The 23,457-nt window shown below is 41.7% G+C and carries 20 protein-coding genes, 1 tRNA gene and 1 pseudogene; 7 read left to right on the top strand and 15 right to left on the bottom strand.

Going from position 1 to position 23,457, the window contains the following annotated elements; all coding sequences use genetic code 11:
- Positions 1-72 precede the first annotated feature (72 nt).
- From ACVC7S_RS03405 to zwf, 3 genes are all read left to right on the top strand, one after another.
- Positions 73-1,521, top strand: coding sequence for an amino acid ABC transporter substrate-binding protein/permease (locus ACVC7S_RS03405; protein WP_447266187.1), 1,449 nt, complete (start codon positions 73-75; stop codon positions 1,519-1,521).
- Positions 1,521-2,261 (top strand): amino acid ABC transporter ATP-binding protein, encoded by a 741-nt coding sequence (locus tag ACVC7S_RS03400; RefSeq protein WP_061586999.1) that lies wholly within the window; start codon positions 1,521-1,523, stop codon positions 2,259-2,261. The genes ACVC7S_RS03405 and ACVC7S_RS03400 overlap by 1 nt, the downstream gene beginning before the upstream one ends.
- A 149-nt stretch (positions 2,262-2,410) precedes the next feature.
- Positions 2,411-3,898, top strand: a complete 1,488-nt coding sequence (gene zwf, locus ACVC7S_RS03395; protein ID WP_447266186.1) for a glucose-6-phosphate dehydrogenase — start codon at positions 2,411-2,413, stop codon at positions 3,896-3,898.
- 45 nt (positions 3,899-3,943) lie between these two features.
- On the opposite strand, the gene ftsY is transcribed toward zwf, so the two are convergent.
- From ftsY to ACVC7S_RS03380, 3 genes are read right to left on the bottom strand one after another with little or no spacing between them, the layout of a single operon-like run.
- The gene (gene ftsY, locus ACVC7S_RS03390; RefSeq protein ID WP_447266185.1) at positions 3,944-5,251 is read right to left on the bottom strand and encodes a signal recognition particle-docking protein FtsY; all 1,308 of its coding nucleotides are present in this window, start codon (positions 5,249-5,251) and stop codon (positions 3,944-3,946) included.
- A gap of 3 nt (positions 5,252-5,254) precedes the next feature.
- Positions 5,255-6,073: a Cof-type HAD-IIB family hydrolase gene (locus tag ACVC7S_RS03385; protein WP_447266184.1), complete on the bottom strand. Its 819-nt coding sequence runs from the start codon at positions 6,071-6,073 to the stop codon at positions 5,255-5,257.
- Positions 6,073-6,864, bottom strand: a complete 792-nt coding sequence (locus tag ACVC7S_RS03380) for a Cof-type HAD-IIB family hydrolase (RefSeq protein ID WP_447266183.1) — start codon at positions 6,862-6,864, stop codon at positions 6,073-6,075. Before ACVC7S_RS03380 ends, ACVC7S_RS03385 begins: the two co-directional genes overlap by 1 nt.
- Positions 6,865-7,081: 217 nt before the next feature.
- On the opposite strand from ACVC7S_RS03380, the gene ACVC7S_RS03375 reads away from it, so the two are divergent.
- Positions 7,082-7,777: a VIT1/CCC1 transporter family protein gene (locus tag ACVC7S_RS03375; RefSeq protein ID WP_447266182.1), complete on the top strand. Its 696-nt coding sequence runs from the start codon at positions 7,082-7,084 to the stop codon at positions 7,775-7,777.
- Positions 7,778-7,816: 39 nt separating this feature from the next.
- Here the strand turns inward: ACVC7S_RS03375 and ACVC7S_RS03370 are convergent, their stop codons facing one another.
- From ACVC7S_RS03370 to ACVC7S_RS03350, 5 genes are all read right to left on the bottom strand, one after another.
- Complete coding sequence (locus ACVC7S_RS03370) at positions 7,817-9,805, bottom strand: FtsX-like permease family protein (protein ID WP_447266181.1); 1,989 nt, start codon at positions 9,803-9,805, stop codon at positions 7,817-7,819.
- Position 9,806: 1 nt separating this feature from the next.
- On the bottom strand, positions 9,807-10,565 hold the full coding sequence (locus ACVC7S_RS03365; RefSeq protein ID WP_000173369.1) for an ABC transporter ATP-binding protein: 759 nt from the start codon (positions 10,563-10,565) through the stop codon (positions 9,807-9,809).
- A gap of 380 nt (positions 10,566-10,945) precedes the next feature.
- Entirely contained in the window at positions 10,946-11,218 is a 273-nt protein-coding gene (locus ACVC7S_RS03360) for a PspC domain-containing protein (protein WP_001092797.1), read from the bottom strand.
- Between the two features lie 59 nt (positions 11,219-11,277).
- Positions 11,278-11,727: a SprT family protein gene (locus tag ACVC7S_RS03355; protein ID WP_447266180.1), complete on the bottom strand. Its 450-nt coding sequence runs from the start codon at positions 11,725-11,727 to the stop codon at positions 11,278-11,280.
- Complete coding sequence (locus ACVC7S_RS03350; protein ID WP_447266179.1) at positions 11,714-13,843, bottom strand: Tex family protein; 2,130 nt, start codon at positions 13,841-13,843, stop codon at positions 11,714-11,716. Before ACVC7S_RS03350 ends, ACVC7S_RS03355 begins: the two co-directional genes overlap by 14 nt.
- Positions 13,844-13,979: 136 nt before the next feature.
- On the opposite strand from ACVC7S_RS03350, the gene ACVC7S_RS03345 reads away from it, so the two are divergent.
- Genes ACVC7S_RS03345 through ACVC7S_RS03335 form a run of 3 tightly spaced genes read left to right on the top strand, consistent with a single transcriptional unit; the run spans position 13,980 to position 15,829 of the window.
- Positions 13,980-14,111 carry an SPJ_0845 family protein gene (locus ACVC7S_RS03345; protein ID WP_000268697.1) on the top strand — a complete coding sequence of 44 codons (132 nt, stop codon included), beginning with the start codon at positions 13,980-13,982 and terminating at the stop codon, positions 14,109-14,111.
- Positions 14,112-15,017: a permease gene (locus tag ACVC7S_RS03340; protein ID WP_447266178.1), complete on the top strand. Its 906-nt coding sequence runs from the start codon at positions 14,112-14,114 to the stop codon at positions 15,015-15,017. It abuts the gene before it with no gap.
- A complete protein-coding gene (locus ACVC7S_RS03335; RefSeq protein WP_447266177.1) occupies positions 15,014-15,829 on the top strand; it encodes a TIGR03943 family putative permease subunit in 816 nt (271 codons plus the stop codon). Before ACVC7S_RS03340 ends, ACVC7S_RS03335 begins: the two co-directional genes overlap by 4 nt.
- A gap of 93 nt (positions 15,830-15,922) precedes the next feature.
- Here ACVC7S_RS03335 and ACVC7S_RS03330 read toward each other — a convergent pair.
- From ACVC7S_RS03330 to ACVC7S_RS03300, 7 genes and pseudogenes are all read right to left on the bottom strand, one after another.
- Positions 15,923-16,158, bottom strand: a pseudogene (locus tag ACVC7S_RS03330) (hypothetical protein).
- The gene (locus ACVC7S_RS03325; RefSeq protein ID WP_235098556.1) at positions 16,155-16,391 is read right to left on the bottom strand and encodes an AbrB family transcriptional regulator; all 237 of its coding nucleotides are present in this window, start codon (positions 16,389-16,391) and stop codon (positions 16,155-16,157) included. Before ACVC7S_RS03325 ends, ACVC7S_RS03330 begins: the two are co-directional and overlap by 4 nt.
- A gap of 327 nt (positions 16,392-16,718) precedes the next feature.
- A complete protein-coding gene (locus ACVC7S_RS03320; RefSeq protein ID WP_447266176.1) occupies positions 16,719-17,654 on the bottom strand; it encodes a bifunctional riboflavin kinase/FAD synthetase in 936 nt (311 codons plus the stop codon).
- 143 nt (positions 17,655-17,797) lie between these two features.
- Positions 17,798-21,337: a chromosome segregation protein SMC gene (gene smc / locus ACVC7S_RS03315; protein WP_447266175.1), complete on the bottom strand. Its 3,540-nt coding sequence runs from the start codon at positions 21,335-21,337 to the stop codon at positions 17,798-17,800.
- Complete coding sequence (gene rnc / locus ACVC7S_RS03310; protein WP_447266174.1) at positions 21,328-22,026, bottom strand: ribonuclease III; 699 nt, start codon at positions 22,024-22,026, stop codon at positions 21,328-21,330. The genes smc and rnc overlap by 10 nt, the downstream gene beginning before the upstream one ends.
- A 184-nt stretch (positions 22,027-22,210) precedes the next feature.
- Positions 22,211-22,282, bottom strand: a tRNA-Arg gene (locus ACVC7S_RS03305).
- 67 nt (positions 22,283-22,349) lie between these two features.
- Positions 22,350-23,336 carry a GMP reductase gene (locus ACVC7S_RS03300; RefSeq protein ID WP_447266173.1) on the bottom strand — a complete coding sequence of 329 codons (987 nt, stop codon included), beginning with the start codon at positions 23,334-23,336 and terminating at the stop codon, positions 22,350-22,352.
- Positions 23,337-23,457: the final 121 nt, after the last annotated feature.

Here is a 23,457-nt window from a genome sequence, read left to right as displayed (position 1 = left end):
AAAAAGTCTTAAAATTTGCCTTCTGAAATATTTTCTGTTATAATGGGAAAATATTCGGAAAGGAGACTAAAAATGAAGAAAAAAATCCTAACATTTTTGCTAATTTTATTTCCCATTTTCTCACTAGGAGTAGTAAAAGCTGACACAGTTAAATCTAAGTATGTTATTGCAAGTGATTCATCTTTTGCTCCCTTTGTATTTCAAAATTCAAGCAACGAGTACACTGGTATTGATATGGACTTGATCAAGGCTATTGCCAAGGATCAAGGATTTGAGATTGAAATTACTAATCCTGGATTTGACGCAGCTATTAGCGCTGTTCAAGCAGGACAAGCAGATGGTATTATCGCTGGAATGTCTGTTACGGATGCTCGTAAAGCTACCTTTGACTTCTCAGATTCCTACTACACTGCTAATACCATTCTCGGTGTCAAAGAATCAAGCACTATCGCTTCTTATGAAGACCTCAAGGATAAGACCGTTGGTGTTAAAAATGGTACTGCTTCTCAAACATTCCTTACTGAGAACCAAAGCAAATACGGTTACAAGATTAAAACTTTTGCAGATGGTGCATCCATGTATGACAGCCTCAACACTGGAGCTATTGATGCCGTGATGGATGATGAGCCTGTTCTCAAATATTCTATCAGCCAAGGTCAAAAATTGAAAACGCCGATCGCTGGAACACCAATCGGCGAAACAGCCTTTGCAGTCAAGAAAGGCAGCAATCCAGAGTTGATCCAGATGTTCAATAAAGGACTTGCCAATCTCAAAGCTAATGGAGAATTCCAAAAAATTCTCGACAAGTATCTAGCAAGTGGAGCAACAACTACTTCTACAAATACAGTTGACGAAACCACTATCTGGGGCTTGCTTCAAAACAACTACAAACAACTCCTTAGCGGGCTTGGAATCACTCTCGCTTTAGCACTTATTTCGTTTGCGATTGCCATCGTGATTGGGATTATCTTTGGTATGTTCAGCGTTAGTCCATACAAATCACTCAGAGTCATTTCAGAGATTTTTGTGGATGTCATTCGTGGTATTCCTTTGATGATTCTTGCCGCTTTCATCTTCTGGGGAATTCCAAACTTCATCGAATCTATCACTGGGCAGCAAAGCCCTATCAACGACTTTATAGCTGGTACCATTGCCCTTTCGCTTAATTCAGCTGCTTATATTGCTGAAATTGTTCGTGGTGGTATCCAAGCTGTTCCAGTTGGTCAAATGGAGGCCAGCCGCAGTCTTGGTATCTCTTATGGAAAAACCATGCGTAAGATTATCTTGCCACAAGCAACTAAGCTCATGCTTCCAAACTTCGTCAACCAGTTCGTTATCGCTCTTAAAGATACGACTATCGTGTCAGCTATCGGTCTGGTAGAACTTTTCCAAACTGGTAAGATTATCATTGCCCGTAACTACCAAAGTTTCAAGATGTATGCAATCCTTGCTATCTTCTATCTTATCATCATCACGCTTTTGACTAGACTAGCCAAAGGCTTAGAAAAGAGGATTCGTTAATGGCAAAACTTAAAATCGAAGTCAATGACTTACATAAACAATATGGAAAAAATAAGGTCCTAAAAGGAATTACAACTAAGTTCTATGAAGGGGACGTTGTCTGTATCATTGGGCCTTCTGGTTCTGGTAAATCAACCTTCCTTCGTAGCCTCAACCTGCTAGAGGAGGGAACGAGTGGCCATATCATGGTTAATGGTCACGACTTGACTGAAAAAACGACCAACGTTGACCACGTCCGTGAAAACATCGGAATGGTTTTCCAGCACTTCAACCTCTTCCCTCATATGTCCGTTTTAGATAACATTACCTTTGCTCCAGTTGAACACAAATTGATGACCAAGGTTGAAGCTGAGAAATTGGGAATGGAATTGCTGGAAAAAGTCGGTCTAGCTGATAAGGCACAAGCCAATCCAGATAGTCTCTCAGGTGGTCAAAAACAACGTGTGGCTATCGCACGTGGCCTAGCCATGAATCCTGACATCATGCTCTTTGACGAACCAACTTCCGCTCTCGACCCCGAGATGGTTGGAGATGTTTTGAACGTTATGAAGGAATTGGCAGAGCAAGGTATGACCATGATCATCGTAACCCACGAGATGGGATTTGCTCGTCAGGTTGCCAATCGTGTTATCTTTACGGCTGATGGTGAATTCCTGGAAGATGGAACTCCAGACCAAATCTTCGATAACCCGCAACACCCTCGTCTAAAAGAGTTCTTGGACAAGGTCTTAAATGTATAAAACAAAACTGTAAGGTTCTCCTTACAGTTTTTTAATTGCGTATTGGATTTTTTGTTTTTTTTGAAAATTATGATAAAATAAAAACTATGATAATGAGGAAATCTCATCCCTAGTCCAACTAGGAAAAAATATAGAAATTAGGTAGCTAGATGTCATCAAAGGTTATTGTTACAATTTTCGGTGCGAGTGGAGATTTAGCTAAACGCAAACTCTACCCTTCCCTATTTAGACTCTATAAATCAGGCAATCTTTCTGAGCATTTCGCAGTTATTGGAACAGCTCGTAGACCTTGGAGTAAAGAATATTTCGAATCTGTTGTTGTTGAGTCCATCCTTGATTTGGCAGATAGTACCGAGCAAGCCCAAGAGTTTGCTAGTCATTTCTACTATCAAAGCCATGATGTGAATGATACGGAACATTACATTGCTTTGCGCCAATTACAAGCCGAACTCAATGAAAAATACCAAGCTGAACACAACAAGCTCTTCTTCTTGTCTATGGCACCTCAGTTCTTTGGAACCATTGCCAAGCACCTCAAATCTGAAAACATTGTTGATGGCAAAGGCTTTGAACGTTTGATTGTCGAGAAACCTTTCGGTACAGACTATGAAACAGCTAGCAAACTCAATGAAGATCTCCTTGCAGCCTTTGATGAGGAGCAAATCTACCGTATCGACCATTACCTAGGTAAAGAGATGATTCAGAGTATCTTTGCTGTTCGTTTTGCCAACATGATCTTTGAAAATGTTTGGAACCGTGAGCACATTGATAATGTCCAGATTACCTTTGCAGAGCGTCTAGGTGTTGAAGAACGTGGTGGCTACTATGATGAATCTGGTGCCCTTCGTGACATGGTTCAAAACCACACACTTCAGCTTTTGTCACTCCTTGCTATGGACAAGCCTGCAAGTTTTACAAAGGATGACATTCGCGCAGAGAAAATCAAGGTCTTCAAGAACCTTTACCACCCTACAGATGAGGAACTTAAAGAGCACTTTATCCGAGGTCAATATCGTTCTGGGAAAGTCGATGGCATGAAATACATTTCTTACCGCAGCGAACCAAATGTTAACCCAGAATCCATGACAGAAACCTTTGCTTCAGGTGCCTTCTTTGTTGAAAGTGACCGTTTCCGTGGTGTTCCATTCTTCTTCCGTACAGGTAAACGAATGACTGAAAAGGGAACGCATGTCAATATTGTCTTTAAGCAAATGGATTCAATTTTTGGAGAACCTCTAGCACCAAACATTTTGACCATCTATATCCAACCAACAGAAGGTTTCTCTCTTAGCCTTAACGGTAAGGAAGTCGGTGAAGAGTTCAAACTTGCACCTAATTCGCTTGACTACAGAACTGATGCGACTGCTACAGGTGCTTCACCAGATCCTTATGAAAAGCTAATCTACGATGTATTGAATAACGATTCAACTAACTTTAGCCACTGGGAAGAAGTTAGCGCTTCTTGGGAATTGATTGACCGTATCGAGAAGTTGTGGGCTGACAATGGTGCTCCTCTTTACGATTATAAATCAGGTAGCATGGGACCTCAAGCTAGCTTTGATTTACTTGAAAAATACGGAGCTGAGTGGACTTGGCAACCAGATATCGCCTATCGTGAACAAGGTCGTTTAGAATAACAAAAATATCCTGCAAGTGTATCTTGCAGGATTATTTGCTTTCTATTAAATCAAGCCCTCTAAGAGACCTTTCATAAAGTTTTCAGAGTTAAACTCTCCGATATCATCGATTTTTTCACCGAAACCGATCAATTTTACAGGGATATTAAGTTCCTCTCGAATTGCCAGAACAACACCACCACGAGCAGTTCCATCAATCTTGGTCAATACAATACCAGTAACTGGAGTGATTTTTGAGAATTCTTTGGCTTGTACCAGAGCGTTCTGACCTGTAGAGGCATCAAGTGCCAGGAAGGTTTCATGTGGTGCCTCTGGAACGACACGTTTGATAATGCGACCAATCTTCTCCAACTCTGCCATGAGGTTGTCCTTATTTTGCAGACGACCTGCTGTATCAATCATGAGAATATCCATTCCTTCTGCTACAGCACGTTCCATCCCATCAAAGACTACACTTGCTGGATCAGCCTTTTCAGGCCCCGTCACAACAGGAACATCCACACGGCGGCCCCATTCTGCTAGCTGGGCAACGGCTCCCGCACGGAAGGTATCCGCAGCAACCAACATGACTTTCTTGCCAGCTTGTTTGTAACGATGAGCCAATTTCCCGATAGAAGTTGTTTTCCCAACACCATTCACTCCGACAAAGAGCATAACTGTCAAGCCATCTTGGAAATGGATTTGTTCATCGTAGTTGCCATCCTTTTCGTAGAGCTCAACCAATTTCTCGATAATGACACGGCGAAGTGCGTCAGGCTTCTTAGCGTTTTCGAGTTTGGCTTCATAGCGAAGTTCTTCTGTTAGGTTCGAAGCGACCTGCACACCAACGTCACTCATGATGAGCAGTTCTTCTAATTCTTCGAAAAAGTCTTCATCGACAGAACGGAAGTTGGCAAAGAAGGCATTCAAGCGTGCTCCGAATCCCGTACGCGTTTTCTTGAGACTGCGGTCATATTTTTCCTGAACCGTTTCTTCAACTCGAGGATATTCTTCTACTACTTCAGAAGCTGACTCTTCTCCAGTTTCTAGAGATTCTTGGCTCTCTTCTTCGAAAAATTCTTCAGGCTCTTGGAATTGTTCCAATTCATCAGATTCTAGCTCAAGCTCTTCCTGAGCCATTTCCTCGACTGATTCTGGCTCAATCACTTCTTCTGTCGAGACTTGAGGAAGTTCTTCTTGAGCAAGACTTGCTTCCACTTTGTCCCTTGCTGACTCTTCCTGACTTGTTTCTTCGATAGCCGTTTGGTTTTCTTCAACCTCTTCTGACAAATCAATATTTTCCAGAGCTTCTTTTACAATATCTTCGATTTTCGGCTCTTCTTTTTTCCCGAATAAACGGTCAAATAATCCCATCTTCTAATTCTCCTTTAGCACGTATTCTTCGATAGCCCAGGCAACGGCTTCCTTGTCGTTGGTCATGGGAGTAATCACATTAGCAACTGCCTTAACTGCTGGAACTGCATTTTGCATGGCAACTCCCAAACCTGCCCACTCAATCATGGAAAGATCATTGGCCTCGTCCCCACAAGCCATGACTTGACTTTGGTCGATTCCAAGGTGTTTAGTTAATTTCGCTAACCCTGTTGCCTTGTGGACATTTTTTGGCGACCATTCCAATAAGAGTTCACGCGATTTGAAGATCTCATATTGGTCAAACAATTCTGGAGAAATCTGTTGAATCGCTGCATCCAAAGGTTCTTGGGCAAAGGCAGTCACACATTTATTATATGTCATCTGACTAGATAGATCTTCAAAAGCGACTGGCACGAAAGTCAGAGCTGGATTAAACTTAGCGTAGAAACTTTCTTGGTCTGATTGGATTTGATAGACTGTTCCTTCTGAAATGGCATCTAAGGGAATACCTAGTTTTTCAGTCTCCTCGTACAATCGTGCCACATCGTCGATTGAAAAGACTGTTTTATCGAGAATCTCTCCCGTATTTTTCTGGACAAGCCCTCCATTAAAAGTGATGGTGTACTCATCCTCCTGTCCATCTGTTCCCAACTCCTTGAGAAAGAAATCCATAGCCTTCAAAGGACGCCCTGTTGTCAGTACGATCTTAATGCCACGATCACGCGCAGCTTTGAGGACCGCCTTGGTACGATCTGTCAGCTTTTTATCCGTTGTCAGTAAGGTACCATCCAAATCGAGTGCAATCAATTTAATATCTGCCATTACAAGCCCTCCATATAAGCCATCACTGACTGGTCCTTATGGTGGCCAATCACCGTCTCTGCTAATTCTAAAATCTCTGGTCGCGCATTTTCAGGAGCGATTGGATGTCCCACAACCTGCATCATGTGAAGGTCATTGAGATTGTCGCCAAAAGCCATAACCTGATCCATGCTGAGCCCCAGTTTTTTGGCTAACTCAACAACAGCCACACCCTTATCAACGTAGTCCAAGACAATATCAATGGATTCAAAACCAGTTGTCATGGCTTTCACACCAGGAACATTTTCATTGACCCAGGCCTCCCCAGCTTCTATCGTATCTTCTGTAAAGTTCGTAGTAAATTTAAAAATCTCATCTGTGATATCTTCCAAACTCGCTACTTTTTGAATATTCTCATTGTAGTGACGACTAATCATGAGATAAGTCTCATCCACTGTTTCCAATACATAACAAGCTTTTTTCCCTGTCAGAAGCATTTTTCTTTCATCAAAATAGGGTGATTTCTTTAAAGCTTCAAAAGTAATCAAGTAAAAGTCGCGAGAAATAGTAGCCTCGTACATATTTTCCCCATGAAACTCAACATAGCTCCCATTTTCAGCTATAAAAATCACTTCGTCACGCACATCAGCAAATAGCTTTTTAAGGGATAAGATGCCACGACCCGAGGCCACTGCAAAATAAATTCCCTTTTCCTTGTAGGAAACAAGCAAGTTTTTGAGGCGTTCCATATCAAACCGACCCTCTCCGTCTAGAAAGGTTCCATCCATATCGGTTGCTACAAGTTTAATCATAAAATCCTTCATACTCCAAATGATAAATCTACCTTCTATTATACCATAGATAAGCTAAAAAAGGACTTGTACAGTAGGATACGCTACTGTATTGCCGTGCTTTTTCGGTAAAGTCGAAAAGAGATTAAAAATTAGAATCGTAGAACTTTTTTCAGATAGTTTAAAAAGTTTGTATTCCCCTTCTCTTTTCTCTATAATGGAGAGAAAGGAGATAATTATGACAGAATTGAAACATGAAATTGATGCAAACTTTGCAGGACGACTCAATATCCTGCGAGCTGGCGTTCTCGGTGCCAATGATGGGATTATTTCCATCGCTGGAGTGGTTATCGGGGTTGCTAGTGCGACAAGCAATATCTGGATTATCTTTTTATCTGGACTAGCCGCTATCCTCGCTGGTGCTTTTTCTATGGCAGGTGGCGAATATGTCTCTGTATCCACTCAGAAAGACACGGAAGAAGCCGCTGTTGCTAGAGAACAGTTGCTCTTGGATAAGGACATCGAATCTGCAAAACAATCCCTCTACGCAGCTTACCTACAAAATGGTGAGTGTGAAACGTCCGCCCAACTTTTGACCAACAAGGCCTTTTTAAACAATCCACTCAAAGCCTTGGTTGAGGAAAAATACGGTATCGAGTACGAAGAGTTTACCAATCCTTGGCATGCTGCTATCTCTAGCTTTATTGCCTTTGTACTGGGAAGTCTTCCTCCTATGCTTTCAATCACCGTCTTTCCAAGTGACTATCGTATTCCTGCTACTGTTTTTATCGTGGCCCTTTCCCTTCTCGTCACCGGCTATACCAGTGCCAAGCTAGGCAAGGCTCCAACGAAAACTGCAATGATACGAAACCTCTGTATCGGACTTCTCACTATGGGTGTAACCTTCCTCTTGGGACAACTCTTTAGTATCTAAGATAAAAGAAATACCTCGATATAAATCGAGGTATCTTTTTTACATTTGGACAATCTTGCGATAGCTTCTTGAAGTAATCATAAAAATCAAAACGTAGACGATGAGGAAGATGGCACAAATGGAAAGTGTAACAGTCAACATCATGGTCGCATCTAGCACACCAATAACTTTTAGGATGAGACTAAGCATATGATAGGCAAAGGCAAGGTGTAGAAAGGCGAAGAGCAATGGAAGGAAGAAAACAGTTAGAACCTGTTTGTTAATCGTTTGCTTGATTTGCTTTTGATCGAGTCCAACCTTTTGCAAAATGATAAAACGTTCACGGTCTTCATAGCCTTCAGAAATTTGTTTGTAGTAAATAACTAGGACTGTTCCCACCATAAAGATGATAGAGAGGAAGATACCGATGAAGAAGACACCTCCATAAAGGGCACTTATTTGCGCACTGCTATCAGCTAGATTGCTTCCGAATACATAGCTTCCCTCTTTGTTTAAGTCTCTATTGAAGTTACGAAGGTATTCTGTAAAGTCGTCAGCTAGTTTGAGCTGTTCTTCCTCACTAGCTGTTACATTCATACCACCATAAAGTTGATCAAAGAGAGAGGAATCCGGATATTGATCAATAAAGGCTTGCAGATTAGGGACAACAAGATAATTGTAGTCAGAAGTGAGAATGTTATACTGATTTGGCACATGTTCCAGAATAAAATCATTTTTAATTTCTTCTTTAACAGTGTAGGTCTGGTCATTTAGAGTGAGTTCTTTCTGTCCTTCAAGCACCTTATTCTTGGTAAACAAGCCGACTTCATTTCCTGAAAGGGAGAGCTTTTGACCAGTCATGTTTTCATAGTCTTTTTGGTCAAAGACCATGAAAATGGTTTTCGGTTGAACAAAGTTATTCCCCTTTGTAAAGATACGGAGCTTGGTTCCATCTTGGCTCTCGATGCCAAAACTACTATGACGAAAGACTTCTTTTTTGGTGACAGTTAACCCCTTATCGCTAGCATATTGACTCAAAAGTTTATCTAAATCTTCTTTTTCAACATTTCGTCCAGTAATTCCAAAATCATGTGGATTCATGAATTTCTTGAAAGTTTCAGAAGCCGAGAAGATACTGGTTGCTGCTGACATGGTTACCAAGACCATGGTTGAAAGGATGGCAATCGTTGCCAGACCAACCGCATTTTTCTTCATTCGAAAGATAAGATTGGATACAGAAATCATGTTGTTAGGTTGGTAATAGTAACGCTTGTTTTTCTTCAAGATTTGTAGAAATACTGTAATCCCTGCATTAAACAAGAGATAGGTTCCAAAGATTACCAACAAGACGGCTACAAAGAAAATCAGAACAGCATTAAGTGGATTTTCAACGGTGACTGCTAGGTAGTAGCCAGCTCCCATACTAATCAAACCTAGAATAGTTTGAAGACTTAAGAAACGTCCTTTTTTCTCACCACTGGCCTTCTCACGAGAGAGCTGAAGGGCATTCATGCGTGCAATCCGAAAGGCATTGATAAAAACCAAACCTAGGAAAATAGCTCCAAAAATAAGGGTAACTAGGATAAAGACACTTGGTTGGAAGGTTGCTACGAGCTCCACCTTCATATTCATTAGCTTCAGAAGCAGAGCAAAGATGAGCTTATCAAAGAGAGCTCCTAGGCCAAGTCCAGCTGTCAAGGTTAGGGAGCCAAAAATAAGAAGCTCCTTAAAAACCATGCTGATCAAATGGCGTTTTTCTAATCCAAGCATACCATAAATCCCTAGTTCTTTGGAACGGTTTTTCATGACGAAACTATTGGCATAAAAGACGATGATAGCCGAGGCAATAGTGACAATCACCATACCAAGACCAAGCGTCATGGAGATAGTCTCTCCCCCTCGAATCTTGCCAATATTAGGATTCAGTGTCAATGAGTAAAAGAGATAAGTGATGGTCACAGCTAAGAGAACTGCTAAAGCAAAGGGATAGTAGAGTTTGCGGTTTTTGATTAAGTTCGATACCGCTAACTTATTGGTCAATCGAAACATACTAATTCACCTCGCTTGCCATGACTGTCAAGGTATCAGAGATTTCCTGGAACATTTGACGTTCTGTCTTGTCTCCACGGTAGATTTGGTTATAGAGAATTCCGTCCTTGATAAAGAGAACGCGCTTGGCCCTGCTGGCTGCTGCCGTTGAGTGGGTTACCATAAGAATAGTTTGGCCTCGCTCATTGATTTCATCAAAAACATCTAGAAGAGCTGCAGATGACTTGGAGTCAAGTGCCCCAGTTGGTTCATCGGCAAGGAGAATTTCAGGCTCGGTAATGATGGCGCGTGCTACTGCTACCCGCTGTTTTTGACCACCTGAAATCTCGTAAGGGTACTTCTCTTGCAATTGGTTGATGCCCAAGTTTTCAGCTGTTACCACCAATTTCTTCATCATCTCCGTGATAGGTTTTCGAGATAAAACTAGCGGAAGCAAGATATTGTCCTTAACAGACAGGGTATCTAGTAAGTTAAAGTCTTGGAAGACAAATCCCAACTTCTCACGACGGAAGCTAGAAGCCTGAGAATTTTTAATGGTTGCTGTGTCTGTTCCATTTAGGTAAACCTGACCACGTGTTGGTTTATCCAGCATAGCTAGAATGTTGAGTAGGGTAGACTTCCCTGATCCAGACTCTCCCATGATAGCAACGTAGTCACCCTTTTCTACTGTAAAGTGAATGTCTTTGAGAGCCTCTACTTGGTTGCCTTGGAAACGTGTTTTGTAGATTTTTTGAACGTGTTTTACATCTAAAAGTGTCATGATTTTCTCCTTCTTAATATCCCATCATTTGAAACTGTGCTTGCATCATAGCGCATCCTAGTTGAACACGCTCGATATCTTTTTGACTTGGTTTTCTTCTTTTCTTTTGTAAAATTCTTTTCATGGTTTTGCTCCTTTGTTCTTTATGAGTCTAGTTTATCGCAAAAAAAGACGGCTTGCCATAACCTAACCTTACAAAAGAGACTTTAATCTTACATTTTTGTAAGATTGAAAAAAATTTAGAAATTTCACTAAAAGTATTGTACCATAAATGGAAAACAAGAAGAAAACCCTTGCGGATGCAAGGGTTAAAATTCACTTCTTTTTCTAACGTCTTTGAGAAATAAGGAAAGTGTCTATAAACTATTTTCAAATCTGACTCACCAAAACCAACCATCATTGTCTTCAATGGCTTGGGCTTCTTTACGCTTGCGTGGTCCTGTTCCGTACATTTCGGCTTCGATTTCTTCCTTAGTTGGCAGGATAGAGGCAAGGATGATGTAGATTATCACACCAATTCCAAAATTTGCCACGGTAAAAATGGCAAAGAGAAAGCGGACTAGGGTTACATCAAAATTCCACTTGTCTGATAGACCAGCTAAAACTCCTGACACCATACGATTTCGTCTCATTTTATAAAATTTTGTATTCATGATTGTTTCCTCTTTCGGTATTCTTACAAGTAGTATAGCATGAATCAGAACTATCAACATCAGTCCTTAGGCCGATTTATGATGACGAGTTTACCTCGACAAACTCCACAGCGATAGCGTTTGGTATCAATTCTTCTCTTACGCTGATAACTTTGCTGGCAAGATTGGCACTGATAGACTAGGTAGGCACTTTGAGATTGTGTTTTCAAGGGTGGTACATAGCGCAGTCCATCCACTTCTTTCAAAAGTTCCTTAAAATCTCGGTCCTTATGGCGATAACCCTTTTTCTGAAAATAAAGGTGATAGTGACAGAGTTCATGGCGAACGATTTTGCGAAAGACTTCCAAACCTAGTTCATTATAAACTTTGGGATTAAAATCCAAATGCCCATCCTTGGGGAAAAATCGTCCACCTGTCGTTCGCAGACGAGAATTCCACTGGACTTGGTGCGTGAAAGGTCTACCAAAGTCTTCGAGGGAAACAGACTGAACGTACTCAGTTAGATTCATCTAGAGCTAGGAGCGACAGATTGACTTTTTCACGTTCAGTATCGATTTTTTTAACCCAGACCGTTACCAAATCTCCGACTGACACCACTTGGCTGGGATGTTTGATAAATTTACGACTCATATGGGAAATATGAATCAAGCCGTCCTCGTGAATCCCGATATCAACGAAGGCACCGAAGTCAACGACATTACGCACTACACCTTCCAGCTTCTGTCCGACAATAAGATCCTTGATGTCCAGTACATCTTGACGGAGAACTGGAGCATCAAAAGAATCACGAAAATCACGACCTGGTTTGAGAAGGTCAGCAATAATATCTTTAAGGGTTTCTGGACCGAGGTCTAGTTCTTGCGCCATTTTCTTGACAGAAAGGGACTTAAGCTTATTTTGTGCTTCTTCGTTTAGGTCTTTAATATCTAAACGTTTGAAGAGCTCCTTAACCGCAGCATAGTTTTCTGGGTGAACTCCAGTATTATCAAGGATATTGCTACTTTCAGGGATACGGAGGAAACCAGCTGCCTGCTCAAAGGCTTTGGCACCCAGACGAGGAACCTTCTTGATTTGAGCGCGTGAAGTGATTTTTCCCTCTTCTTCACGGTATTTGACAATATTTTCAGAAATAGTTTTATTTAGTCCAGCTACGTGGGAAAGAAGAGCTGGGCTGGCTGTATTGACATTGACACCGACTTGGTTAACTACGGTTTCAACGACAAAGTCCAGACTCTCAGATAGTTTCTTCTGACTGACATCGTGCTGGTATTGACCGACACCGATTGACTTGGGATCGATTTTGACCAATTCAGCAAGGGGATCTTGCAAACGACGGGCGATTGAGATAGCAGAGCGTTTTTCAACCGTTAATTCTGGAAATTCCTGACGGGCAAGTTCGCTGGCAGAATAGACAGAAGCGCCACTTTCATTGACAATGACATAGCTCACTTCTGGAAAATCTTTCAGAACTTCCGCCACAAAGGCTTCACTTTCACGACTGGCCGTCCCATTTCCGATAGCAATAATTTCTACGCTGTATTGACCAATCAAGTCTGCCAAATCTTTCTTGGCTTCTTCGATTTGACGAGCTGAGGCTGGTTTGACAGGATAGATAACTTGTGTCGTCAGCATTTTCCCCGTTGCATCAACGACAGCCAGCTTGGCACCTGTACGAAAGGCAGGGTCAAAGCCTAGAACCACGCGGCCTTTTAGCGGAGCAACCAATAGGAGATTGCGCAGGTTATCAGAAAAGAGTTGGATAGCCCCTTCTTCCGCTTTCTCAGTCAATTCTGTCCGAATGCGGCGCTCGATAGCAGGCAAGACCTTTTTCTTAACTGACTGTTGAACAACTTCATCAATATAGGCATTTTTCACCTTGAAACGAGCAGCAAAGAAAGCTAGGATACGATCCGTTGCATGTTCAAAGCCGACTTTCAAGATGCCTAATTTTTCCCCACGATTGAGGGCTAAGGTTCGATAGCCCTGCATGTTGCCAACTGTCTCTGAGAAATCGTAATATATCTGAAAAACTTGTTTTTCATCAAGACTTTCATCTTTGACTTGCGAAGTGATTTTAGAGTGTCTCAACACTTCCTGATAGGTCATAGCACGTAGATTGACATCTTCGGATAGGGCTTCTACCAAGATATCAACTGCACCCGCTAAGGTCTCTTGACCAGTCGCAAATCCTTCACAGACAAACTTCTCAGCCTCTTTCTCTAAGTCAGCTACGTTTTGCAAGATCAAGCGAGCAAGAGGGAAGAGTCCAGCCTCACGGGCAATGGTTGCCTTGGTCCGACGCTTTTCCTTGTATGGAAGATACAGTTCTTCTACATCTGCTAGTTTTTCGGCAGCTAAGATAGCTTCTTCCAATTCCTTGGTTAGCTTACCTTGTTCTTGAATCTTAGCCAAGACAGCTTCCTTGCGGTCATTGAGATTAGTCAGGCTTTTATCCAAGTCGATAATGGCCTTAATCGCCACTTCATCCAGACTACCAGTCATGTCCTTCCGGTAACGCGCGATGAAGGGAATCGTCGCCCCTTCAGCTGTCAAACTTAGAACAGTATCGATTTGCTTTAAGGTTACACCCAAATCTTGGGAGATTTTTTCATATTTTTTATCCATAAACCTATTATACCATAAGGAACAAAGCTTGTTTCACCTTACCTGTTTTTACCTCTTTGATTATCAAAATAAAAATAATCCCTTTTCCTCAAAATAATAGTATAATAGAGGTAACATTTAGAAAAGAGGTAGGCCCATGGCTGTTAAATTTACAAAAACGGATGACTTGGACAAGATGTTTGAAGAGTTTGCTAAACTTCCTGATCTCACTCAGGTCACTTTTCCAGATGACAAAAACAAAAAAGAAAAAGTTGAGAAGAAAAAATAGATGACACTTTTCCAATCTCTTCCTCCTAGTGTATTACAAGCGGGAGCCATTTTTCTCTCTATCATCATCGAAGCCCTTCCTTTTGTTCTGATTGGGAGTCTCATTTCAGGCTGGATTGAAGTCTATATCACACCAGATAAAGTCACTGAGTTTCTCCCTCGCAATCGTTGGGGGAGGATTTTTTTTGGTACCTTCATTGGCTTTCTCTTCCCATCCTGCGAGTGTGGAATTGTCCCGATTATCAATCGTTTTTTGGAAAAGAAAGTCCCCAGCTACACGGCCGTTCCCTTTCTGGTGACTGCTCCTATCATCAATCCTATCGTTCTTTTCGCTACTTATTCTGCCTTTGGTAATTCCTTAAAAATTACCTTCTTGCGAGCTCTGGGAGCCATTGTAGTTGCTTTGGTGCTTGGAATTTTCCTAGGATTTTTCTGGAAGGAACCCATTCAAAAAGAAAATCCTATTGCTTGTCATGAACATGACTTTTCACACCTGCTCCCTGCTAGAAAAGTCTTTCAGGTCTTTATACAGGCTATTGAAGAGTTTTTCGATATGGGGCGTTACTTGATATTTGGCTGTCTCTTTGCAGCTATCGTGCAAGTCTATGTCCCGACTTGGATTCTGACCTCTATCAGTGCTAGTCCAGTCCTTGCGATTCTCTTGCTCATGTTTCTTGCCTTTCTCCTTTCCCTCTGTAGTGAGGCGGATGCCTTTATCGGTGCTTCTCTCCTCTCGAGCTTTGGTCTTGCTCCTGTTCTTGCCTTTCTGGTCATCGGACCCATGCTTGATATCAAAAATCTCCTCATGATGAAACACTATCTCAAGGCCAACTTCATCTGGCAATTCATGGGCATTGTGACAGTGCTTGTCTTGCTTTATTCTTACATGATAGGGGTGATGCTATGATTCGATTTTTCATTCTACTGGGCTATTTTGCTCTGACCCTTTATCTACAGCTATCTGGCAAGCTCAGCCACTACATCAACCTCCACTATTCCTATCTAGTCTATATCTCAATGGTCCTTTCTCTTCTGTTGGCTCTGGTCCAATTCTACATTTGGATTAAGAAAATCAACTCTCACAGCCATTTGGAAAGCCGTCGAGCTAGACGAATCAGCATCCTTTTACTGTCACTACCTCTCTTGATTGGAATTGCCTTTCCGACAGTAAGTTTGGACTCGAGAACCGTGTCTGCTAAGGGATACCATTTCCCACTTGCTGAGGGAATCGACACAGCCATTCAGGCAAGCGAAGGTACATCCAGTCAATACCTCAAACCCGATACCAGCATCTATTTTTCCAAATCTGCTTATGAAAAGGAAATGAGGACAACAGCTGACAAATACCTCGCCCAGCCAACCATTCAAGTCACTGATGAAAACTATATGGAAGTTATGGAAGTTCTCTATGACTATCCACAAGAGTTTGAAGGAAAGAAAATCGAGTTTACAGGCTTCGTCTATAACGATCCTAGCCATGAAGATAGCCAATTCCTCTTTCGCTTTGGGATCATCCACTGTATCGCCGATTCTGGTGTATATGGACTCTTGACCAAGGGGAACTCACGCCAGTATCCTGACAATACTTGGATTACCGCTAGGGGAACCCTGACCCTCCACTACCATAAAGAACTCAAACAAAAACTCCCAACACTGGAAGTTGAGAGTTTCACCAAAGTAGACAAACCAGAAAATCCTTATGTCTATCGTGTGTTTTAATAAAAAGAGGCAATATCAGAGTTTCTGCATTACAGAATTCTAATATTGTCTCTTCATTTTTTTCTTATGCTCATTTTAATCCAGCATACTATCTTACTTTTTGACCTTTTCTCTGATAGAATGTTCAGAAACCCATTTAGAGTAGCTTATCATTTTTTCATCAGTTAAAGTTTCTACCGCTATAGTCACGCACATATCAACAGCTTCTTCCTCACAATCATATTTAACGCTGAAGGACTAACTGTTTGAATTTGCCCATTTGGAGAATACCGTTGAATTGCTAAAGCATTGATTTTTTCAATTTGCTTTTCTGTTAAATAGACTGTCATTTTTCCACCAAAGCTTTGAAAACATCATCGTATTCATCAAAAATTGTATCCAATTTCAAGTCAAAGGCATCATCAGAGACATAAGAGACCTGATGGTCCAATTCTTCAGGAGTAAAGATAATTTCGCCACTTGGTAGCAATTTCGCTTCGTAATTAACACCACTTGGAATATTGAATTCGCTTGGAATCGTAATGGTGATTGAATTTCCTTGTTTTCTTGTTTTTACGACCATCTGATTTCCTCCTTTGAAGTATTATGATAAATAACTACGGTAATTACAATGATAGTGTAAAACTGCTATCTCATCCCAAATCTTAACCGAAATACCCCTGCATAAGTGATTTTTTAGGATTTGAATTTCCTTCAGTCCACAGCATTTCCCACAGATGATCGATTTTATTTTTTAATTCGCCTGTAATCATACTAGTCTCTTCTCTTTGGTTTTAAAGTTATGAATATCACTATTTTAACAGATTTTCAATCAAGCTTCAATTAAGTTTCTCTCTATTAAGATTTCTTTTAAAAATAAAAAAGCGAACATAAAATATGGTTCACTTTTTTAACTCTTTTGCTCCTCATCCTTCCAGTTCCGAGCTATCTCTTCGTCTTTCTGAAGTTGATCTACCAGCTCCTCTACGGAGTCAAATTTGACCATATCGCGAACACGGTCCAGCCAGTAGACCATGACTGTCTCACCATAAATATCATCTGAAAAGTCAAAAATGTTGACTTCAAAACGTGGCTCTTCTCCATCGAAAGTAACATTTTTCCCAACACTTGCCATGCCACGATATCTCTGACGTTGTACTTCTACATCGACTACGTAAACACCGTCTGCTGGCATATAAGTTCGATCTCTTAGAACCAGATTGGCTGTTGGATAACCGATAGTACGCCCACGAGCATTTCCATGAACGACCATTCCACGGGTTGGGAGAGGTGTGCCTAGTAGATGGTTGACTTCCTTGACATCTCCATCAAGAATAGCTTGGCGAATCCGTGTGGAGCTGATCTTTCCCTTTTCGTCCTCGACCGGAGGAACAATGATAATCTCTCCATCAAAATAGTCCTTCAGGTCATCCGCAGTTTTCTTATCAGAGCCAAAGGTATAGTCAAATCCTGCTACGATAATGGCTGGTTTTAAAGCTCTAACATAAGTATCAAAGAATTCTTGACCCGTTAAACTAGCAAATTTGCTACTAAAGTCCAGTAAGAAAAGAGCCTCTACTCCGTGCCACTTCATCTTGTGCTCTCGTTCCTCATGATTGACGATATGGAGCATAAGCTCAGGTTGGTAAGGTTGTAAGGCAAGTTTTGGTGACTCCGTAAAGGTCATCACGACAACTGGCAGATAGTCCTTCATCGAAGCCTTACTGGCCACTTCAAAAAGTTTCTGATGTCCCTTGTGGATGCCATCAAAATAACCTAGTACAAGGACTGTTTTACCCGGTACTGCAATATCTTTTTCGTTCTTAATAGGTACTGTTGTAATCATGAAACTATTATATCATAGAGAAAGCCTTTTCGCTAAGAGGAAATCCCAAATGTCGTTTTTTGCGCCTGAACTGACCTTTATAGACAATTCAAGCTATGAGTTTTAAAAAATAGCACCTCCTAAGAGATGCTATCGTTTGGTAACTAGTTTACTGTTTCTTCCAAGTCTTTTAACTTAACCGAAACAATCTTGGACACACCAGATTCTTGCATGGTAACCCCATAGATAGAATCCGCTGCCGCCATCGTCCCTTTACGGTGGGTCACGACGATAAACTGACTATCCTTGTCAAAACGATTGAGATAATCCCCAAAACGTTTGACATTAGCTTCGTCCAGCGCCGCCTCTACCTCATCCAAGATAACAAAAGGAATAGTTTTGACTCGAATGATAGAGAACAACAAGGCCAAGGCCGATAGGGCTTTTTCACCACCACTCATAAGGTTGAGAGATTGGATTTTCTTACCTGGTGGTTGAACAGAAATCTCCACACCAGCTGTTAAAAGGTCACCCTCAGTTAATATCAAGTCTGCCTGACCTCCACCAAACATCTGTCTAAAGGTCACTTTAAAGGACTCACGAATCGCCTCAAAGGTTGATTTAAAGCGTTCCTTAACCTCATCATTCATCTCTGTGATGGTCTCAAGGAGTAGATTTTTCGCAGACAAAATATCGTCTCGTTGGCTATTTAGGAAATCCAAACGATTGTGGACTTCTTCGTACTGTTCAATAGCATCCAAATTGACTGGACCCAGTGAGCGAATAGCCTTCTCAAGATCTTTAACCTCTTGCTCTGCCAGATTGAGATCTTCCAGTTCATGAGCCTTTTCTAGTGCCTCTGTGTAACTGATCTGGTACTGGTCAGTTAATTGAGCTTGTAGATAGCGCAAGCGTTCACTGACCTTTTCTTTCTTAGCTTCAGCACGTGTTTGTTTGCGAATCCACTCTTCATTCTGCTGACGAGCCTGATCCAAATGGCTGGCAATATCATCCAGCTGACCTTCGATATCATCCAACTCAAACTGCTTGCGTATCAAACCTTGTTGGAGGTTTGTTTTCTGAGTTTTGGCTTCTTCCGCCTGCTGACTTAGCAAATCCGTATCAACTTTCTCAAGATTATCAACCTTTTCTTGGAGAAGACGCTGGATTTCCTCTTGTTCGATATCCAGATTATTCAGTTCCTTACCTAGGCGTTCAATATCAGTCACTTCGTACCGCTTTTGTCCTTGCAGTTCGGACTTAAGCAAGCGCGCTTGAGAAATCTGTTCCTGCAAGTTTTGATAGCGTTCTTGAATAGCGTTTTTATTGGACTTAATCTCTTCAATCTCAGCTTCCAGATTTTGCTTTTCACTGGCGATAGTAGCGAGGCGCTCTTGCCATTTTTCCTTATCCGCTTGCCAATCTCCTTCAGTAAGGCGATTTAATTCCTCTTCTTGAAGTTTCCAAAGAGTTTCTAATTCTTCCACTTGCTGGTTGGTTTGTTGATAGGCGAGGTACAAGCCTTGCTCCTGAATACGAGCTTGCTCACCCTGAGATTTGATGGCTTCTAATCTTTCTGTCAATACCGCCATCTCGTCTTGCAAGGTCTTCAAACTTTCTTCTTCTGACCGCAAGTCAGCTTCTTCCTCAGCAATTTCTTTTTGTAATTGCTCTAGTTCTGGCTTAATGAAAATACTGTTATTTTGACGATTGGCACCACCTGCGTAGGAACCACCTGTGCGCAACTCTGTCCCATCCAGTGTCACCATGCGAACCTGATAACGAACTTGGCGAGCTGCGGCACGTGCATGTTCTACAGTATCAAAGATAGCCGTCGTAGCTAGCAAATTCTTGAATATGGCTTCTAGTCTCTTGTCAAACGACACCAACTCATCTGCCATTCCAAGGAAGCCTGGGCTTGCTGCGATAGCGTCTTGATTCTGACTAGAAATCGTACGTGCCTTGATTGTTGTTAATGGAAGAAAGGTCGCACGACCAGCTCTATTGCGCTTGAGGAAATCAATAGCATTAGTTGCTGCTTTCTCATCTTCTACAATGATATGCTGACTGCTGGCTCCAAGCGCAATTTCTAGGGCAGTTTGATAATGTACATCAAAGGTCAAATGTTCACTGACTGCACCAACGATCCCACCAAGACGGTCTTTTTCTTGAAGAACACTCTTAACACCCGCGTAAAAGTTACTGTGATTTCTAAGGATATTCTCTAAACTCTGGGCTCGAGCCTGCTTGTTTTTGAGACTATCCAGACGGTCAAAGAGTTGACTCTGCTGGGCTTGGTAAGAAACTTTCTGCTCCTCTTGTTCCTTGGCACTAGCTTGGTAGTCTGCCAATAATTTCTGAACTTGCTCCTTGGCAGTTTCAAGCTCAGCCTGCTGTTGACTGGCCTTCTCTTTAGCTGTAACCAGCTGTTCTTTCAATTTCTCAAGTTGATCTGCTTGTTTTTGAGATAACTGACGGCTGTTCTCTAGTTCATTCTCGATGCGGGTCAACTGGTTTGAGACATCCGCTTCTTCTTGTAAAAGAGCCACAAAACGTTCACGCAAGAGCTCGATCATCTGGTCAGGATCATCTGAAAATGCCAATAACTCCGCTTCTAGGCGATTGAGTTCCTTGTTGTTTTCAGCTAGACTTTTCTCTAACTGTTCCAAGTTCGCTTCTTTTTCAGCCTTTTCCTTACTTAGAGCCTTTCTCTTATCTTCCAGAGTCGCCAAACGGGCTTGCGCTTCTTGTTGATTAAGGGCTACCTGCTCAGATTCCAGTTTGGATAGGGCTAGTTTTCGCTCTAAGTCACTGATCAAACTAGTCAAATCCATTATGCTTCCTTGGTCTTTAGCCATTTGAGCTTGGAGATCCTGACGTTTCTTTTTAAGAGTTTGATTTTCCTCTTCTAACTCTTGACGCTTTTGGTAATAGCTAGTCAAAAGTTCCTGAACTTGCGTTAGCTCTTCTTCTGTCAGCTCTAGTTCAGCCTTGTTTTCCTTGATTTGAGCAACCAGTACATCCAAGTAAATTGCCTTGCGTTGACTATCCAAGTCGAGAAACTTGCGAGCATTCTCGGCTTGTTTTGCAAGGGGCTTGATTTGATTATCTAACTCATAGATAATGTCTTCTAAGCGGTCTAGGTTGTCCTGAGTTTGTTGCAGTTTGCTCTCTGTTTCTTTTCTACGAGTTTTGTACTTTAAAACTCCAGCAGCTTCCTCAAAAATAGCTCGACGCTCTTCAGGCTTGGAATTGAAAATCTCCTCAACCTTCCCTTGGGAAATAATAGAGAAGGAATCCCGTCCCAGACCTGTATCTAAGAAAAGGTCATGTACATCGCGGAGACGGACTTTTTTGCCATCAATTCGATACTCGCTATCTCCACTACGGTAGATATGGCGTTCTACTTTAATGACTTGCCCTGCATCCTTGATGAAACCATCTTCATTATCCAAGGTCACGACAACAGAGGCATAATTGAGCGGTTTACGACTTTCAGTCCCAGCAAAGATAACGTCAGGCATCTTGCCACCACGAAGGCTCTTGACACTAGACTCCCCTAAGGCCCATCGCAGACTTTCTGTGATATTTGATTTTCCAGATCCATTTGGACCAACGACAGCTGTCACACCTTGGTCAAAGACTACCTTGGTCTTGTCAGCAAAGGACTTGAATCCCTGAATCTCAATTTCCTTTAAATACATGAATCCAGCCCCTTCTCAACTGCATTTTTGGCGGCCTCTTGCTCTGCTAATTTTTTAGAACGACCTTGGCCTTTTCCAATACTCTTGCCCTCAACCAGAACTTCTACATCAAAAACTTTATCATGGGCAGGCCCCGTCTCAGAGGTCACCTGGTAGCGAATATCCACATCGCCATTAACCTGGAGCAACTCTTGCAGGTGCGTCTTGTAATCCTTAATCATTTCAAAGTCACCTGCTTCAACCTTGGGAATCATGACCTGATAGATAAACTCTTTTACCCTAGCAACATCCTTGTCCAAAAGCAAAGCACCCAGAAAGGCTTCAAAGGCATCACCAAGAATGGTGTCACGATGGCGCCCACCAGACTTTTCTTCCCCTTTTCCTAGCTTGATAAACTGATCAAACTGGCAATCACGCGCAAAACCTGCCAAACTTTCCTCACGGACAATCATGGCACGGAGCTTGGACAAATCACCCTCTGGTTTCTTAGGATATTTTTTATACAGGTATTCTGAAATCAATAATTGCAGAACAGCGTCTCCTAAAAATTCCAAGCGCTCATTGTGTGAAATTTTTAAGAGGCGGTGCTCATTGGCATAACTCGTATGAGTAAAGGCAGTTTCTAGTAGCTTTTTATCTGCAAATTCGATTGCAAAACGGTCTTTCAGTACAGTTTGTAATTCTTTCATACCAACCTCTTTCTAACTGATAACAGTCTTTCTTATTATATCAAAAAAAGCCCCCTGAGTCACTTTAAAACGGGAGTGAAGGGGATTTGAACATTTTTTAGAACAAACTTTTCATTTTTAGGGGCAAACTTGGGGCGAGATAAAGAAAAAAGCCTTTAAATAAGGCTTTCATAGGCTATTTACATCCACCCTGAGGGAATCGAACCCCCATCTCAAGAACCGGAATCTTACGTGATATCCATTACACTAAGGGTGGAAACTTGTCTTATTATAACAGAAATTTGCTCTAATAACAAGTTTTTTATGGGTGGACTAAGCGTCTCTTAGTGGGATGCATCACCATTCCAGATAGAGTTTTTCACAATCACATAATCAACGTGCTTGAGGTCGGCAACTTTTCGTCCACCTGCGTAGGAAATGGCACTTTGCAGATCCTGCTCCATCTCAGTAAGGGTGTCTTGCAAGTGTCCTTTGGCAGGAAGTAAGATGCGTTTTCCTTCCACATTTTTATAAGCACCCTTTTGATATTGTGAAGCTGAACCATAGTATTCTTTGAACTGTTCGCCGTCGACTTCAATCGTCTTTCCTGGGCTTTCAATATGACCTGCAAAGAGGGAACCAATCATGACCATGCTAGCACCGAAACGGATAGACTTAGCAATATCACCGTGAGTACGAATCCCACCATCAGCGATGATCGGTTTACGCGCAGCCTTTGTACACCAACGCAGGGCAGCCAACTGCCAACCACCTGTACCAAAACCAGTCTTTACCTTGGTGATACAAACCTTACCAGGACCGATTCCAACCTTTGTAGCATCCGCACCAGCATTTTCCAATTCACGCACAGCTTCTGGTGTTCCCACATTTCCAGCAATGACAAAAGTATCTGGCAATTCTTTCTTGATATGCTGAATCATAGAAATCACGCTATCTGCATGACCATGAGCAATGTCAATCGTGATATACTCAGGAGCATCAGCCTTGAGTTGGCTAACGAAATCATACTCGTAGTCCTTGACACCGACAGAAATGGAAGCAATGAGCCCTTGATCGTGCATGCGCTTGATAAAAGGAATGCGCCCAGCCTCATCAAAACGATGCATAATGTAAAAGTATCCGCCTTTAGCCAATTGCTCTGCTACGTTCTCATCCAAAATCGTCTGCATGTTGGCTGGTACAACAGGTAGTTTGAAAGTGTGATTTCCAAGTGTGACACTTGTGTCTGCTTCTGCACGGCTTTTAATGACACATTTATTTGGGATCAACTGAATATCTTCGTAATCAAAAATTGGAAATTCATTTAACATATCGATGTCTCATTTCTTTTATAATGACCTACCTATGCTTGCGCATCCCTACGTCATTTCCGACGTTTCCTTAATTTATTATAAACAAAAGTACAGTTTTTGTCAAATAATTTCAATTATA

This window comes from Streptococcus sp. Z556, from assembly GCF_053010225.1.
This window is presented reverse-complemented; position numbering and strand designations above follow the sequence as displayed.

Bases quoted from the DNA above. Each gene is read 5' to 3' on its own strand.
- ACVC7S_RS03375 (WP_447266182.1), top strand. From the start codon at position 7,082: ATGACAGAATTGAAACATGAAATTGATGCAAACTTTGCAGGACGACTC.
- smc (WP_447266175.1), bottom strand. From the start codon at position 21,337: ATGTATTTAAAGGAAATTGAGATTCAGGGATTCAAGTCCTTTGCTGAC.
- ACVC7S_RS03400 (WP_061586999.1), top strand. From the start codon at position 1,521: ATGGCAAAACTTAAAATCGAAGTCAATGACTTACATAAACAATATGGA.
- ACVC7S_RS03380 (WP_447266183.1), bottom strand. From the start codon at position 6,864: ATGATTAAACTTGTAGCAACCGATATGGATGGAACCTTTCTAGACGGA.
- ACVC7S_RS03365 (WP_000173369.1), bottom strand. From the start codon at position 10,565: ATGACACTTTTAGATGTAAAACACGTTCAAAAAATCTACAAAACACGT.
- ACVC7S_RS03360 (WP_001092797.1), bottom strand. From the start codon at position 11,218: ATGAATACAAAATTTTATAAAATGAGACGAAATCGTATGGTGTCAGGA.
- ftsY (WP_447266185.1), bottom strand. From the start codon at position 5,251: ATGGGATTATTTGACCGTTTATTCGGGAAAAAAGAAGAGCCGAAAATC.
- ACVC7S_RS03340 (WP_447266178.1), top strand. From the start codon at position 14,112: ATGACACTTTTCCAATCTCTTCCTCCTAGTGTATTACAAGCGGGAGCC.
- zwf (WP_447266186.1), top strand. From the start codon at position 2,411: ATGTCATCAAAGGTTATTGTTACAATTTTCGGTGCGAGTGGAGATTTA.
- ACVC7S_RS03300 (WP_447266173.1), bottom strand. From the start codon at position 23,336: ATGTTAAATGAATTTCCAATTTTTGATTACGAAGATATTCAGTTGATC.
- ACVC7S_RS03320 (WP_447266176.1), bottom strand. From the start codon at position 17,654: ATGATTACAACAGTACCTATTAAGAACGAAAAAGATATTGCAGTACCG.
- ACVC7S_RS03355 (WP_447266180.1), bottom strand. From the start codon at position 11,727: ATGAATCTAACTGAGTACGTTCAGTCTGTTTCCCTCGAAGACTTTGGT.
- ACVC7S_RS03385 (WP_447266184.1), bottom strand. From the start codon at position 6,073: ATGGCAGATATTAAATTGATTGCACTCGATTTGGATGGTACCTTACTG.
- ACVC7S_RS03350 (WP_447266179.1), bottom strand. From the start codon at position 13,843: ATGGATAAAAAATATGAAAAAATCTCCCAAGATTTGGGTGTAACCTTA.
- ACVC7S_RS03325 (WP_235098556.1), bottom strand. From the start codon at position 16,391: ATGGTCGTAAAAACAAGAAAACAAGGAAATTCAATCACCATTACGATT.
- ACVC7S_RS03405 (WP_447266187.1), top strand. From the start codon at position 73: ATGAAGAAAAAAATCCTAACATTTTTGCTAATTTTATTTCCCATTTTC.
- rnc (WP_447266174.1), bottom strand. From the start codon at position 22,026: ATGAAAGAATTACAAACTGTACTGAAAGACCGTTTTGCAATCGAATTT.
- ACVC7S_RS03335 (WP_447266177.1), top strand. From the start codon at position 15,014: ATGATTCGATTTTTCATTCTACTGGGCTATTTTGCTCTGACCCTTTAT.
- ACVC7S_RS03345 (WP_000268697.1), top strand. From the start codon at position 13,980: ATGGCTGTTAAATTTACAAAAACGGATGACTTGGACAAGATGTTTGAA.
- ACVC7S_RS03370 (WP_447266181.1), bottom strand. From the start codon at position 9,805: ATGTTTCGATTGACCAATAAGTTAGCGGTATCGAACTTAATCAAAAAC.